This window comes from Capnocytophaga sp. oral taxon 324 str. F0483, assembly GCF_000318315.2.
GTDB lineage: Bacteria > Bacteroidota > Bacteroidia > Flavobacteriales > Flavobacteriaceae > Capnocytophaga > Capnocytophaga ochracea.
The window spans coordinates 1-15,692 of sequence record NZ_KB291536.1; the positions used below are offsets into that span (position 1 = coordinate 1).

11 protein-coding genes are annotated in these 15,692 nt (G+C 38.1%); 3 read left to right on the forward strand and 8 right to left on the reverse strand.

Going from position 1 to position 15,692, the window contains the following annotated elements; translation table 11 throughout:
- Window positions 1-160 precede the first annotated feature (160 nt).
- On the reverse strand, window positions 161-937 hold the full coding sequence (locus tag HMPREF9072_RS10985; RefSeq protein WP_009411767.1) for a C40 family peptidase: 777 nt from the start codon (window positions 935-937) through the stop codon (window positions 161-163).
- A gap of 111 nt (window positions 938-1,048) precedes the next feature.
- Between HMPREF9072_RS10985 and HMPREF9072_RS10990 the strand changes: the two genes are divergently transcribed.
- From HMPREF9072_RS10990 to HMPREF9072_RS11000, 3 genes are all read left to right on the forward strand, one after another.
- Window positions 1,049-1,963, forward strand: a complete 915-nt coding sequence (locus HMPREF9072_RS10990) for an NTF2 fold immunity protein (protein ID WP_009411768.1) — start codon at window positions 1,049-1,051, stop codon at window positions 1,961-1,963.
- A 21-nt stretch (window positions 1,964-1,984) separates the two neighbouring features.
- Window positions 1,985-2,728: a class I SAM-dependent methyltransferase gene (locus tag HMPREF9072_RS10995; RefSeq protein ID WP_009411769.1), complete on the forward strand. Its 744-nt coding sequence runs from the start codon at window positions 1,985-1,987 to the stop codon at window positions 2,726-2,728.
- 144 nt (window positions 2,729-2,872) lie between these two features.
- Complete coding sequence (locus tag HMPREF9072_RS11000) at window positions 2,873-3,112, forward strand: hypothetical protein (protein ID WP_009411771.1); 240 nt, start codon at window positions 2,873-2,875, stop codon at window positions 3,110-3,112.
- A gap of 4 nt (window positions 3,113-3,116) precedes the next feature.
- On the opposite strand, the gene HMPREF9072_RS11005 is transcribed toward HMPREF9072_RS11000, so the two are convergent.
- The 7 genes from HMPREF9072_RS11005 to HMPREF9072_RS11035 all read right to left on the reverse strand — a co-directional run bounded on the left by HMPREF9072_RS11005 (window position 3,117) and on the right by HMPREF9072_RS11035 (window position 15,471).
- On the reverse strand, window positions 3,117-5,807 hold the full coding sequence (locus HMPREF9072_RS11005) for a M16 family metallopeptidase (protein ID WP_009411772.1): 2,691 nt from the start codon (window positions 5,805-5,807) through the stop codon (window positions 3,117-3,119).
- An 82-nt stretch (window positions 5,808-5,889) separates the two neighbouring features.
- The gene (locus tag HMPREF9072_RS11010; protein WP_232300849.1) at window positions 5,890-7,653 is read right to left on the reverse strand and encodes a leucine-rich repeat domain-containing protein; all 1,764 of its coding nucleotides are present in this window, start codon (window positions 7,651-7,653) and stop codon (window positions 5,890-5,892) included.
- Between the two features lie 44 nt (window positions 7,654-7,697).
- Window positions 7,698-8,891, reverse strand: coding sequence for a DUF4929 family protein (locus HMPREF9072_RS11015; RefSeq protein ID WP_009411774.1), 1,194 nt, complete (start codon window positions 8,889-8,891; stop codon window positions 7,698-7,700).
- A gap of 256 nt (window positions 8,892-9,147) precedes the next feature.
- Window positions 9,148-10,494 (reverse strand): RagB/SusD family nutrient uptake outer membrane protein, encoded by a 1,347-nt coding sequence (locus tag HMPREF9072_RS11020; RefSeq protein ID WP_232300850.1) that lies wholly within the window; start codon window positions 10,492-10,494, stop codon window positions 9,148-9,150.
- Between the two features lie 58 nt (window positions 10,495-10,552).
- Window positions 10,553-13,573 carry a SusC/RagA family TonB-linked outer membrane protein gene (locus HMPREF9072_RS11025; protein WP_232300851.1) on the reverse strand — a complete coding sequence of 1,007 codons (3,021 nt, stop codon included), beginning with the start codon at window positions 13,571-13,573 and terminating at the stop codon, window positions 10,553-10,555.
- Window positions 13,574-13,828: 255 nt separating this feature from the next.
- Entirely contained in the window at window positions 13,829-14,428 is a 600-nt protein-coding gene (locus tag HMPREF9072_RS11030) for a 50S ribosomal protein L25/general stress protein Ctc (RefSeq protein WP_009411777.1), read from the reverse strand.
- 98 nt (window positions 14,429-14,526) lie between these two features.
- Window positions 14,527-15,471, reverse strand: coding sequence for a ribose-phosphate pyrophosphokinase (locus tag HMPREF9072_RS11035; RefSeq protein ID WP_009411778.1), 945 nt, complete (start codon window positions 15,469-15,471; stop codon window positions 14,527-14,529).
- Between the last annotated feature and the right edge of the window lie 221 nt (window positions 15,472-15,692).

The following is a 15,692-nucleotide window of genomic DNA, read 5'->3' on the forward strand; positions in this document are numbered from 1 at the left end:
CAAAAGACGGTGTGAGCCACACGGGCAGATAAAGAAAAAACGAACAAAAAATGGTACGAGCTGCACGAGCAGATAAAGAAAAGACGGACAAAAGACGGTACGAGCTGCACGAACAGATGAACGATAAACAAACCTAAGATATAGGAATTTTCAATTTATACTACTTTTCAGTCGTTGAGATTCTTCGCAAGAGTCGTAGTTGGTGAGTGTAATTGCGCAGTTCACTATTAAAAATACCGATATGATCTAACCGGTCGATGCGCACTTTGCCAAAAGAGTGAATAATCCTGTTGTCGCCTAAGAGAATGCCCACGTGAATGATATTGCCTTCTTCGTCGTCGAAAAAAGCTAAATCACCTGCTTGGCATTCTTCTATAAAACTAAGAGAAACACCACAAGTAGCCTGTTTTTTAGCCGTACGAGGTAGGTGTATGCCGTTGAGTTTGAAAACCATTTGCACCAATCCGGCGGCATCTATCCCAAAGGGAGTTTTGCCTCCTGTTAAGAAAGGCACATTTAAATATTCCAAAGCAGTGGGGATAATGCCTTGATGAGGTATTCTTTGGGTAGATTGTGAAGTTTGTAATAGATGATTGTGAGAAAAGGTAGCACCTTTGGGTATGTGCAGAAAGAGGTTGTCTCCGGTTTTCAAACGGAGCTTTGTAAGCCATCGGTGAGCGTATTTTTCTTTCTTTTTTAGAGATTTTTTGTAGTCCTTATCCGAAATTTCCGTAAACTGACTGTTGGCCACCCAGCCTTCAATATTGTCGAACAGCAAGCGTACAAAGCTCCAATGCTCTTCTTTATCAATTACTTGCAACAACTCTCCGAAGAGTAATTGCGTAATCATCTCAGCCCCCTCAAAGGGCTCTAAACGTACGGGAACAACGCTCAAATGGCATATTCCATAAGGTGTTTCTAATATCTTCATATTCATCACGCCCGCAAAGATAGCAAATAATTAAGTATTAGCAAGAAACTATTCATATTTTTTTTTGTTTTTAAATGCTATTTTGTCTACTTTTGCACTCATAACAATCACATTACTATGGCAGCTTACAAACACCCTATTACCTTAGAAGCCGCTTTAAAAGAAGTAACCGAAGAGCGCTTCTGCAAAGGACATCATTATAAAGATGTTGCCCTCACCGATGCGATGGTAGAGCAGATAGTACAAGTAAAATCCTTAGTAAATATGGGTTTTATCAATACTGATATTACCGATGAAGCACTCAAATACTTGGCTACTTTGCCCAAACTAAAACTCCTTTTCTTAGAAGACAATAAGCAACTCACAGGCGAAGGCTTCAAATACTTTACCTCGAAACCTGTTGCCCACATTTCGTTGGACGGTTGCCCCGTAACCGATGAAATCTTGAAAATTGTCTTGCAAGTGCCTCGTCTGAAGTCTATTTCATTGCGCCGTACCCACATTACTTTCGAGGGGTTAATGGCTGTGGCGCATTATAGCAGAATAAAGTTCTATCTCGATAAGTTTTTCACTGAGGAACAAATAAAAACCTTTGAACAAGCCCAGCGCACGGCGGGAAAGAAGAAACCTACTGCTACCAATGCTGATGATTTGCAAGTAGTTAAACAATTGCTCTTAAACTTTTTCTCGGCGATGACCCAGTGGGAAGAATTCGCTACAAAAAATGATGAAACAGAAGAGGATGACCTTTTGATAGAAGAAAAATGTAAAACGATTTTTAAAAAATATTGCACCGACAAACGCCGCATAGGCTATCGTCCTGAATGGATTAGCTTTTCTATGACAAAAGGCGGGACCTATGGCAATCATCAAATTATAGATAGTGAACCCCTTACCAAGAATAAGATATATATTTACACCCAAGACGAGTTAAACTTTCAGTATCGCTTCCTGATTATCCGAAAAGACGGTATTTGGAAGATTGACGAGTGCCAATGGCGTGACGGAGGCTGGAAAAAATACGGATTATAAAACTCATTTAAATAAATAAGTATGATGACAGATATATCTCAAAAGCTAAAATCTGATATAAAAGTAGAAGATTTGAAACAAGAAAATGGTATTTTGTGCTATATGAATGACTATTTCATTAGTGGAGATAACCAAAAGTATATGAAAATGTACGATTGGATGTCTTTTTTCTATGATTTTGGAGAGAAATGGATAGGAAGACTCAAGTATGGACACGCTATTGATCATCTACGTACCGAGTTGATGAGCCGTTTGGAATGGAAAAACAATATTTCGGTGCTTTATGTTTCCATAGGTACAGGAGCTGACTTGCATTACCTGCCACAAGGGATTGATTTGAAAACGATAGACCTTGTAGGAGTTGATATTTCGATGGGAATGCTCAAAAAGTGCAAGAAAAAAATGCAAAAGAAAACTAATTTAACGCTTGTACAATGCCCCGCTGAAGATCTTCCTTTTGCTGATAATATCTTTGATATTGTTTTTCACATTGGGGGCATTAACTTTTTTAACGACAAAACTCGTGCAATGAGTGAAATGCTTAGAGTGGCTAAAGTGGGAAGCAAATTGCTTATTGCAGATGAAACAGCCGACTTTGTGGAGATCCAATACAAGAAGAGTGTCTTCTCCAAATCCTATTTCGAAGGCAAAACAGTCGATTTGAATGCCATAGAACAATGTATTCCTACTTCAGTGGCTGAAAAGAAAACAGAATTGTTTTGGGATAATAAATTTTATGGTATTACTTTTAGAAAAAGTAACTAAATGAGTTATATTACTTTTAAAAGCAAGCTTATAATATGAAAAAGATATCCTTATTAACCTCCTTATTGGCGCTATTCTCTTGTGAACATTCACCAGAGCAACGAAAAACAGCAGAAGCCCTCCTTTTACAATCCGTGATTGCCTATGAATTATTGTGAAGAAAAGGACGGAGGTGTAGTGTTACGCTATTTTCTCAATTGTTCCGACTTGCACAAACAAAAAGATAACCGTTCTACTTATTTATACGATGAAATAACGCAAAAAGATTCCGAAACACACAGTAAAGAACGCGCTTATTATATAGGATATTACAAAAATAGGCAGCTTATTCGTTATAAAAAAGTATATCGAGGACAAGTGTTAATGGATAAAGAAATACACTAACGCTCTATTTATTCAATAAGTCAATACTTTCCAATATTTTTTCATAAGAAGAGAGTTCTTCTAAAGAGACATCATTTTTAAAGCAGTCCATAAGATAATTGCGCCAGTTATAAGCATTTTCATCAGAGAGATATTCTTTTTTGTTCACAGCAAAAGAATATTTAAAGTCAGTTAAAGCATTCTGGTTTATCTTTTTCTCTTTTACAAGATTATTGATAATTCCGATGACGCTTTTTTCTACATCATTGAAGTGTTTTTCATCAGTTTCACCACTTACGATAAGCACAAAGGTAGGAGTAGGCTCACTATAATACTCCAATTCTACATAAGGAGTGTACACCCAGCCCTTTTTTTCTCGTATTTCAGCAATCACTTCCTTGCGCAAGAGCTCTCGGAGCAGTTTGATAGATAATACACCTTTTAAATTCTTCTGATAACTATCTTTATATACGATATTAAAACTTGTGCGTTTGTTTTGTGTTACTTTTAGTGTCTGGAAAAAAGGTTTTTGTATAGTCTTTTTTACTGAGGCTCCCTCTTGTCTCTTTAAATGAGAAAGAGTCCCGACTAATTCTTTCTTTAGTTTATCTATCTCAAAGCTACCCGTTACTACACATAGAAGCTCATCAGAAGATAAAAAGTGCTTTTGATAATAACTATAAAGCGTATCTAAGTTCATTTTCTGAATATCATCAGTAGTTTTATTGAGCTCAGTAAGCGGATAAGTAGCTCCTTTTATGGCTTCTAATTTAAAAGCCATTTCTTTAAGAGGGTCTGCTTTTTTATCATTCTTTTTACTACTAAGAGATTGTATTTCATCAGCCTTCACCTCTTCAAAGGCTTTATATGCTCGCTCGGGATACCGCAACTTCTGATAGATAAGATTACAAAGCTCCTTGCTTTTATTCACAGGAGCGGTTGCCATTGCCAAGTGCTGATAGCCCTCAGTACCTACTATAAATGTAAGGTTGTTGTGATATAGTAGTTCTTCATAAGCTTCACCTTTCAATGATTCAATACCACCTAAGTGTACATATTGCAAAATGTCTTCATATTGTTTAAATTCCTTTGATGGCAATAGCGAATACCCTCCTTTAAAGAGTAGTGTAACATTTAGTTTCTCATCATTTTCTGTAGGTTTGAGGTAAATAGTAGCTCCATTAGTGAGTTCAATCCTATGTATTCCTATTTCCTTAAAAAAGGTTTCATTTTTAATGTCTTTGGGATGAAAAGGAATCTCTTTTGTGAGTACCTCAGGTATAACAACAGATATTGTTTTTTCTTCCTCTTTGAAAGTGGGAACGGTAGTATCAGGGTGTGCTATTCCATCACTGATAATATGCTTAAAATCCTCGTAAGTATATTCTTTATTATCTGCAGGAGTGTATAGAATGATAGGGTCTTTTAAATTCAGTACGTTTTTGCAAATGTGTTGCCAATGGTGGAGTTGATAGTCTTCTCTCAACTCTTTAATAAGTCTTTCCTTGTCCTTATACTGAGAGATAAAACGCTCTCTAAAAACAAAATTATCAATAAAACTCAGCACCCAATCCTCTGAAGTTCTTTCGGTGGGTATTTTCTCAATAGCAGTAGTTACTTTCTCTAAGGCTTTACCTACTTCTTCTTCTGTGAGTGAGGTTTTTACACCATCAATAATAGCAAATGTTTTTTTGAGGGTTTGCTCTATATCGTCAGAGGTCATCTCTATCTCCAAAAAACTCGTTCTACGCAAATACCAATACTGACTGATACGAATATCTTCTTTATGTGCCCTAAAACGGTTATTAAGAATTTCTAATACTACTTTCGGAAGTTCTATTTCTTTTCTATATTCGTCTATGAACGGGGTACTTACGTACTCTATGGGGTATAACAAAGATAGTTTTGTTCTCTTGCCTTTCTCCTTTTCAACTGAAAACATTTTTTTATTGGGGAAGGAAATAGGTTTAAGATTTCCCACTTCTTCTCCTCGCTGTCCAAGCATTCCAAAGTGTTCTTTTATTGCCTTCTCAGTAGCTTGTGGGTCTATATTTCCTATTACAATAAGCGAGGCATTTTGTGGAGTATACCATTTCTCATAGAAAGAGCGAAGTTTTTTAGGTGTAACTTTAGCTATTTCTACTTTAGTTCCTATGGGAAAGCGCATCAGTTGCTTGTCATAGCCTACCATAATAGGGTTAAGGTCTTTGTAAGGCTTATAGCTGGCAATTTCCTGTGTGATGATTTTGCGCTCTTTCTCCACTGCCTGTGTGGTAATATCCATATAGTATAACCAATCGGATAGTATATGAATAGTCTTAGCTACCTGCTCAGTATTCACGTTCGAAAGGCTTACGCTGTATACAGTTCGGTCATCGGTAGTATACGCATTGATGTTTTCTCCATATTTTGCCCCTAAACTTTCCCAGAATTTTAGCGCGCTATTCTTAGGGTAATGTTTTGAGCCACTGAAAGCCAAATGTTCTAAGAAATGAGCAATACCTTCTTCTCCTTTCTGTTCTTGAAACGATCCTACCCGCAAACACAAACAGAGTTCCACCCTTCCTTTAGGCTGTTCATTAGGCATTATCACGTAACTAAAACCATTGCTAAGGGTTTCCTTTGTAGCATTATTGGGTAATAAAAACTTTTTACCTTGTGAAAAAGTAATTTCACTTACTAAAATAGCCACTACGAGTATAATATATCTTTGCATATTATTTACTAAAAAACTTTGGCAAATATAAAAAATATCTGCCAAAGCTCCTTAATTTATTATAAAAATTTACTGCAACTATCTATTTGAATGTTACTTTCTCACTTACAAAGCCATTTCTCATTTGCCCTAATAGTTTCGTGTTCTTCACAACGATTTCATAGCTTCCAGCTTTCTTTACAGTCAGCACACCTGTGTTGCTGTCGTATTGATAAGCTCTGTTATCGGTATCTTTTAGGGTTACTTCGGTTTGTACACCGTGAGTAGGCTCTTGGCTAATGGCAAAAGTTACTTGGTTATTAGTAACTCTGCCTATCTTAAACGCACGTTGCTTTACATAACTACACGCTTTTGAACTACTACCAGCTCCTGATAACGAAAAGTCAAGCGAAGGAAATGCTTTTTTAAGGGCATAAATAGCATCTGGATGCAATGCGTTATTTTCGCATTCTATGAGATTTATTTTAGCCGAAATGTTTTCTTGTCCATCGGTGTCGATGCTTGAAAGTGCGTTCCAATTTGCTAATAAACGTTCTAATTTAGCAAGTCCAGCAATTTTAAGATAGGAAAGAGCGCTTGGTGCAGTTGCTTTGGTCTCTCCTTTCTTATACCCATTAATATTTACTAAAGTAAGTTCTTTATAAGGTGATAAATCAACAGCAGTAAGCCCTTCGTTACCTTGCAAACTCAACATCGAGACATTGGCAGGAAGTTTGAAAGGAGTGCTACCTTTTAGTTCATTGTTGTTAAGATGGAGTTTGGTAACTTTGTTAAGAGAAGAAGCTTCAATATTTGCAATCTTATTTCCTGCGAGGTCAAGCGTTTTGAGTTCGCTTAACCCTTGAAGGGTGATGTTATTAAAATTACCATTCTGAATCATTAGCGAAGTAAGTTTTGGGCAAGCGGTAACGGATGCCTTAGTAACTGAAGAAATTTTGCTGATATTAATGTCGGTTAAGTTAGGCAATCCTTCCACACTAAGATTTTTCGCAGAGTCAGCAGTAAGTTTTTTAAGTGCCAATGAGGTCAATTTAGGATATGTAGTGGCATTAAAATCCAAATTCTTCATTGGAGCGTCCTCAATATTCAGTTCGGTCACATTTGCATTGTTCAGCAAATTGAGCTCTTTAAGTGTTTTTTCAGCACTCACCTGAATATTACTTGCCCCAATATTATTTAGAGTAACATTCACTAAATTCTCACAGTAATAATAACTACTTATGGCAAAATAATCCTCATCGTTAGTGGTTTTAAGGCTTGGGAAATCGGTTAAGGAAAGAGTTTCTAAGCCTTTCAAGTTACGAATAGTGATTTTTTCCAAAGGAGAAGTCTTTTGGGTATCTTTTCCTTTGAGAATAATACTCTTTAAAGACGGAATACTACCATCAATATACACAGTAGAAAGTTCAGGAGCAGTAAGTTCCACTTTTTCTAACTTTGTAAAGGCATTATTTACATCAAAAAAGTCCAATTTGGTTATACCTTTGCCTCCACCTTTTGTGCCACCGAGCTCAGAAACAAAATAAGTGTCTTTACCATTAGCAGTTTCTTTTTTCCAGATGACCCCCAAATGTTCTTTTTTCCATTGCGAAGGGTCATCAGTTTTAAAGTCCTCTTCAAAGCCATTCATTTTAGCTATTTTGCGGAGGAATTTCACATCATCAGCACTACAGCTTGTCACGCTTTTAGGATCATCATAAATGGGAGTGGCAGGCGTAAGCTCTGTCCAAGGCACAGAGGGCTTGGGTTCGTCTGGGGTAGGTGTTTCGCTGTCGTCGTTCTTCTGACAGCCGATTGCCAAGCTCATTGCAAGGGCAATCATCGTGTAATTACGAATGTAACTCATTTTTAGTTTTGTTTATAATTAATTTTAAAGTGTTTTTATTTAATTTATTGGGCTATATACTCTATTTTTACGATAATGTAGTCCCCACCATATTCGTGAGAGATTAGAAATTCAAACGACATCTTCTTTTCCGTAAAGTTAATGCTTCCTGTTGAAGCTTTCCAAGCTCCTTTTTCGTATTTATCACTTAAAATATTGGTAGTATTTAGATAATAAATAGGGTTAGGACCTCCCGCTTGCCCATTATTCTCTATCGCAATGGGATTTCCTTCATCTACTAACTTTTTAAACCTATCATAAGCAGAATAAGTGAATTGAAAAGGTACCATATCTGTTAAATCATCGTATAAATCCTTTGTCTTATGGATAAATTCTATTTGGCTAACCCCATTAGTAGGACTCCCTATCTTGATATTGTCCAAAGTAACCCCAAAAGTCTCTTTGCTATCCTTATTCCAATTAATCAAAGGCATTATAGCTTTTGCCACAGGTGACGCGGGAAAAAATTCGGTATCCTCAACGGTATTTTTTCTAAGCAAGAATAGCCAAAATTCTGTCAATCCCATTGGATTATCAGTCATTTTCAGTACAGGACTATCAGAAGTAGCCAAAGCACTAAGCGTGATAAGAGTACTTCCGTTAATTTCTCTTGTAAATTCCTTCACAAATGGTTCTGCATTACCACCAGCAGGACTAAAAATAGTACCTGTTACTTTTACTTTACCCATAAAGGGGTACAAATCTATTCCTTTTGCCTTATAAGCGTTTAGCAATTGGCGTTGGGCAGGGGTGAGATTCATTACTACTGCTGAAGGTTTTACAACTATAGCCAAATCTTCTTGTGCTATAAGCCCTGTTATGGGTTCAAAAGTAACTTTAAGGCGTTGTTCTTCGGTTATGCTTGCATTTGCTTTAAGAGTGAGGGTAAAAGTAGCCTCACGCGCCTCTTTGGCAATGATAATAGGATTAGCAGAAAGGCTTACAAGGTCGGAGGTTTGACCTTGTGCATCTACCACTTTCAGATGAATGGCCGTATCAGCATTCACTTTGGTTGTTAGTGAAAATTTAGCTTCAATTTTTTGATTAGCTTCTCCTAATGTAAGCACTTTATCACCTTTGGCAGTGATATACACACGGTTTTCACCGCTGTACTGAGGAGCAGAGTCGTCGTTCTTAGAGCAACTCACAATGTTCAGGGCAATAAACATACCCATTGCTAATTTACTAATAAATTTCATATATAATACTCATTAAATGTTTCTTATTTGTATGTCAAATATTTTTATCTTAACCGTTTAACATTATTACTTTTTCCACTTTATCTCTATATTATCTTCGCTCGTTCTTTATTTTTTCTTGTGGCTCATACCGTTCATTGTTCGTCTTTTGTTCGTCTTTCCTATAAGGTTCGTATAGGTTCTCCTAACTCTACCATTAATCTAAGCTTTAATAAACTAGCCCTATTTTTCATTTCACCAAAAAATGCTCGTCGTGCTACGACTGGTTTACACCTTCTCCAACATTCCATCCTTTATTTTGTAAAATAGCAGTGTTGTAACGCTTTTCAGAGGCAGGAATAGGAAGTGTCCAGCGCGGATCGGTCGCCTCAATGGTGTAGTTTGTACCTGCCGTAGTGGTACGCACAATAGGACGATGATTGCGCTTGAGGTCAAAAAAGCGGATGGGCTCTCCTACAAACTCTTTTTGCTTTTCAGAGAGCAAAAGGGTAAGCAGAGTGTCGGTGTCAGTAGCTGCTGGGGCAAGTGTATTGGCATTCCGAGCGGTTAAAAGGACATTCAGCAAGGCAAATGCACTGTTTTTGTCGCCTTGCTTGAGGTAGGCTTCAGCAAGTAGGAACACCAATTCTGACGGGCGTGTCCACGTGTAATACTGCACTTGTTCACGTGCCTTCACTTGCTTGCGATACTTGCCCAAGAGGCGATTGTTAGCATTGTGGGGAGCTACTATCGTATAGACATCAGTTCGTACATCGGTTGTAGTGTATGAAATAGTGCTTGCCACAAGCAAGTAATCACCTATGTTTTCATTGTATTCCAATTTCATATACGGTGAAACACTAACGTTGCGTGTATCTAAGGCAAAAAGACGCAAAGCAGAAGCATTAGCTGACCAAATATTAGCTACGGGCAAGGTGGTGATGCTTGTTTTGTATTTTTCGTAAAGCGGAAGCGCAAGCGCAATGGCTTTGACATTGTCCTGAGTCCACAAAGCCAACTCCGCCCTGATAAGTTGCGCTACCTCTGGGGTGATATAGTACGTATTGGTATCTTGCTCTGCCGAAATGGTGAGCAATTGCTCAATCACGTTCACCGATTGAGAAAAAGTAAGCCTGTTTTGCTCTTTGGTAAGGTTAAATTTGTCTTTTATCAAAATTCCATAGGGTTCGCTATTGGTTGTAGTATAAGCAGGAGAAAATATTTTCAGCAATTCAAAATAACAAAGAGCTTTGAGATAGATAGCACGTTGCTTGATAAGCCTCAATTGCCTACTTTCGGCATCGGTGAGGGGCGAAACATTAGGCAAACGCTCCAAAAGTACATTGCATTGGGCAATGGTAGCATAAAGAGACTTCCATATGCTCTCAGAATGATTAATAAGTTCACGCCCTACCCATTCGTAAGTGTTTTTGAGCTCTACTTCACGCGGAAGGTAGCTACTTGGTATCATATCATCGCTTCTTGCGACCCACGTAAGGGCATCGTTATAGGGAGCAAAGGACGTGTAAGCCGCTGCAAGCGAACGTTCAGCGGTAACCACCGAGGTAATAGCATCGGGGTCACTCACTTCGTCTTCTGGCGGAAGGTCTAAAGAACAACTCATAATAGCTAAACTAATGGCCAAAAAAAGAAATATTCTGTATATAAGCATAATATTCAATTTAAAAAGATAAGTGAAGGTTCAAGGTAATAGTAGGAGGTAGCGGATTTACAATATTATTTGTCTCAGGGTCACTCTCTTTGTATTGACTCCATACCGCAATATTGGTAGCTGTAACTCCCAAAGTAGCGTGACGTATTTTCCCAATAGAAGCTAAGTCTTCTTGACTGAACTGATAACGCACAGATAGATTCGTAAAGCGTAAGAAGTCGGTCTTCATTAAAGTCTTGTTGTTAGGCTGACTAAGGTTCTCAATGGCACTCGACGAGTAGAAAGGGGTGTGATATCTCTTGTTCTCATCGCCTACTCGCCACCACATATCGGTAAGCTGGGCTTTGGCAGCATTGAAGCGTGCCGAATCCAAGTCGCGAATATACTTATTGCTATAATTGCGCACCCCGCCAAGTGTATAATAGAAGTCAGTAGATAGTTGCCATTGTTTATAGTTCACATAAAAGTTGAAACCTCCGCTAATAGGTGGAGTTGATTGCCCTAAGTAGATAAAATCTTCCCCTCGCAAGGTGGTAGTGGCATTCACTTGTCTACCATCAGCTGTGATAAACTCAGGCAATCCTGTAATAGGATTAATGCCAGTAGAGTTCAGCCCGTAAAGTGCCTCGGTAGATTTGCCTACCTGATATTCAGGGAGCTTCTGATCGGCACTGGTGTAAATACGGTCTCTTCCGTATAGGTCAATCACCTTATTTTCGTTATACGAAAGGTTCCCGCCCCAGCTCACATTCCAATCGGAAGAGGTAAAAATAGGCTGATTGATACTCACTTCTATTCCTTTATTCTCCAAGACACCTATGTTTTGCATCTGTACTTCAAAGCCAGAAGAAGAAGGAATAGGAATGGTAAGCAAAGCATCTTTGGTCGTGCGCTCGTATACTGAGAATTGCAAATTAGTTTTGAAAATAGTAGCCGAAAGTCCAATATCGGTAATAAGGTTTTGTTCAGCTCTCAAATCTTTATTGGGGAGTGCTGTAATATTCATTATACGCGTGTCGGCATAGCTTTCGGGTAGATATTTAAAGGTGGCTGTTATCAGTGAAGGTGATATAGCCTGCGCATTGGCAGTGTGTCCATAAGAACCTCGTATATCTAATTGTGATAGCCACCCTACTTCTTTTAAGAAAGCGTACTCTTTAATATTAACACTTACTCCTAATGCCCAAGCACTGTTCCAACGTTTTTCTCTGGGCAATATCGATGAGGCATCAAGTTTATAAGTACCAAAAAGATTGTAGGTACTATTGTAAGTATACCCAATGAGCCCTCCAAACCCCAGATTCCGATCTGTTTGTTTACGCCCTCCCACAGTAGGTTTCCCCGCTCCTGTAAGCGAGTTGTCAATTGCCGCTACCGAGCGTATTTTGCCGTACAATCCGTGCCCTACTACCGATAGATTATCGGTGATAGAAGTATAGTTGTCGGCATTAGCACCCAGGGTAAGCTCGTGTTTGCCAAAAGTTTTCTCGTAGTTAATACGCATATTAGCTGTAATATTGGTAAGTGTATTTTTAGCTTGGTATAAAGTCCCTAAGGCATTGCGCGCTCTCCCAGAGTTTCTTTCAGAAAAGGCAGTCTCAGGAGTTATTTGCAAATCATCTGTCAAAGAATAATCTAAACCTGCCACAGCCGATAACTCTAATTCAGGACGTATTTTCCAATTGAAACTCAATGAAGTCCCTATGTTTTTAGTAATGTTTTCCCTGCTAAACTGATTGAATAGATCGCTATAACTTCTGTTAGGATAGGAATATAGTCGTTTGGAATTTTTACTCTCGTAAGGGTTCAATTGGTAAATCAAATCCTCTATTGAAAAGTTAGCACCATTTGGAGTACTCACCTTTGCATAAGAACCATTAATTGATAGAGTAGCAACCGCATTTTCCGATAAGGCTTGATCTATTGCTAAACGAGAAGAAATGCGGGATAGTCCATTCCCTTTTATCTGTCCGTCTTGTTGCAGATATCCTAACGAGAAAAAATAAGAGGTCTTTTCATTGCCATTTTGGAAACTGAGATCGTGTTTTTGGTATACTTGTAAGTTAGTGAGCTCCTTATGCCAATCGGTATTGATGGCACGTAAAGAGTCTAATTTTTGTCTTCCTTCAGTTAAACGTGCTTGCAACTCAGGGGTACCTCCGTATTTCCTATTGATGTATTCTTCACTGTACAGATAGCCTGGTGTACCTTCATTCTTCAATAAACGCTCTAATTCTAATTTCTCTGCACTGTTCATCAGTTGTGCTTTCAGGGGTGATGCAAAGGTAAATCCCGTTTGTAAGTGATAACTCAATACTTTTTCCCCTCCGTGTTTAGAGGTTATTTCTATCACCCCATTCGATGCTTTAATACCGTATAGAGCTGTAGCTACTGCATCTTTTAGCACTTTCATCTCTTTGATATCTTCAGGATTGAGATAATAAAAGGTCTCTGCCGAAATCATTTTTCCGTCCAATATAAACAGTGGCTGGTTAGCTTCGTCTCCTTTACGTAACGAAGAATTTCCACGTATGCGAATTTCGGGAGTCGCTCCCACTTCACCCCTGTTAATAATGCGTAACCCTGGTGCTTTGCCCTGCAATGCCAATGCCAATGAAGGAACAGGAATATTTTTAACTTCTTGCATCGCTATAGCTTCTACATTTCCCGTTTTAGCACGTACATCTATTTCGTTGATGTTTTGCTTAGCAGTTACCTGTACTCCTTCAAGCATCAACATATCTTCCTGCATCGTGATAAAAAACTCAGCACTCCCCTGAAAGGTACGTTTTACTGTTTTCATTCCTATATAGCTAAAAACAAGCTCACCCTTCTGGTGTAAGGTTTGAAGTGAAAAAGCACCGTTTATATCAGTAGCCATTCCTTTAGCTGTATTGTTAATACGTACCGTTACTCCGCTAATAGGAGTCCCTTCCTTATCTTTAACAACACCTTTAAGAGTGATAGTATTTTGAGCTATCACGTCGCCAAAAAGAATAATAGTAAAGATGAACCATAAAATAAATTTCATTTCACATACCATATTTTGAGAGTGCAAAGATAGTATTTTTATTTTATCTAAATAACAATTGATGAATAATTTTATTAAAGAGAAGGATTATTTTTATGTGATAATAATCAAATCTGTTTATAACCAGTGGTTTAATTAGTGAATAATTAAATGATAATGCTATGAGAAAAAAAGAGTTTGCTAAACTGCAATATAAAAGCCATAACAAACAATTGTTTGTTATGGCTTTTTTGTAGAAAGTCTATTTGTTAAAAGTTATTTCTTAATGGCAGCTTTTTCAGCTTTTGCAGCATCTTGTGCGGCTTTCATTGCAGCACGTGATACTCTCACCTGGCAAACCACAGTATTATCTGGGTGCATAATCTTGTATTTATCTTGTGCTAATTTAGTAACGTATAGCTTGTTACCCATTTCTAAGCCCGAAATATCTACAGGAACAAAATCAGGTAAATTGTCAGGAAGAGCTTTTACTTTTAGTTTGCGGTTCACAATACGCAAAGTACCCCCTGCCATAATACCTGGTGAAGTCCCCTCAATTTGAATTGGCACTTCAATAGTGATTTCTTTGTCTTTGTGAAGCTGATAAAAATCGATGTGGATAATTTTATCAGATACAGGGTCAAACTGAATGTCTTGCAGAATGGCGTTATAGGTTTTACCATTCAATTCAATCGCAGCGGTGTATACGTTAGGAGTGTACACGATGTTTTTGAATGCTAATTCAGGTGCTGAAAAATGCAGAACATTGTCTCCCCCGTATAGTACGCAAGGAACCTGTCCAGCATTACGTAAGGCTTTGCTCGCAGCTTTGCCCACGCTTTCTCTTTGAGATCCTTTGATTGTAATTGATTTCATTTATTTATAAATAATTATTAAGTTACTTGTTCTTAGGCGTTAGGTTTTGTTAGATATTAAACATCAATTCTTACCTTTTCTTTTTACCTTTCACCTTGCTACATTATAAATTTAGAACTGATAGGCTCGTTGTGGTGTACGCGATGCATTACATCAGCAAAAAGATCAGCACAACTCAGTACTTTTATTTTGCTAGAAGGCTGCTTTAGTGGAATCGAATCAGTCACGATAAGCTCTTCTAAAGCCGAATTCTCTATGTGCTCATATGCGTTTCCGCTCAGTATAGGGTGAGTAGCTACTGCTCTTACACTTATAGCTCCTCTGTCCTTCATCAGTTGGGCAGCTTTCACCAAAGTACCTGCCGTGTCTACCATATCGTCTACCAATACTACGTTTTTACCTTCTACTTCACCTATGAGCTCCATTGTTTCAATCACATTGGCTTGTTTGCGCTGTTTATAGCAAATCACCACATCACATTTCAAGAACTTAGAATAAGCATAAGCCCTTTTAGAGCCTCCCATATCGGGCGAAGCAATACACAAATTGTCTAAGTGCAACCCCTGTAAATAAGGTAAGAAAATGCTTGAAGCAAAAAGATGGTCTACAGGGCGCTCAAAGAATCCTTGAATTTGGTCGGCGTGCAAGTCCATCGTCATAATACGAGTAGCACCTGCCGCTTGCAAAAGATTAGCCACCAATTTTGCCCCTATTGGCACTCTGGGTTTATCTTTCCTATCTTGGCGAGCCCACCCAAAGTAAGGCATTACTGCTGTGATGTGCCTTGCCGAAGCGCGTTTGGCAGCGTCTATCATTAGTAAAAGCTCCATCAAGTTATCCGAATTAGGGAAAGTAGAGCATATTAAGAAAACGCGTGCCCCTCTAATCGATTCTTCATAAGAGGGCTGAAATTCACCATCACTATAATAAGAAAGTTTAACTTCACCGAGCTGAGTACCGTATTTTTGCGCAATTTTCTCAGCCAGCTCTATGCTTTTAGAGCAAGCAAAGATTTTTGAATTAGGGGTGGTTTCACTAAACATTTTTATCAGTAAGTGTATTAAGGTATAAAAACTTCTAACTTTTCAGGGTGCAAAGGTACGAATATTAATTGTATTTGCAAGTATCTTGATGTGTTTTTTTATTTTATGAGCCAAAACATACCTCGCTTTACCTTTTTGTTTATCTCTTTGTTGCACCAATTACACTCTCCCACTACTTTTGTCATTTCTCATTTGTCACTCGTCATTTCTTCCTTTTTCCG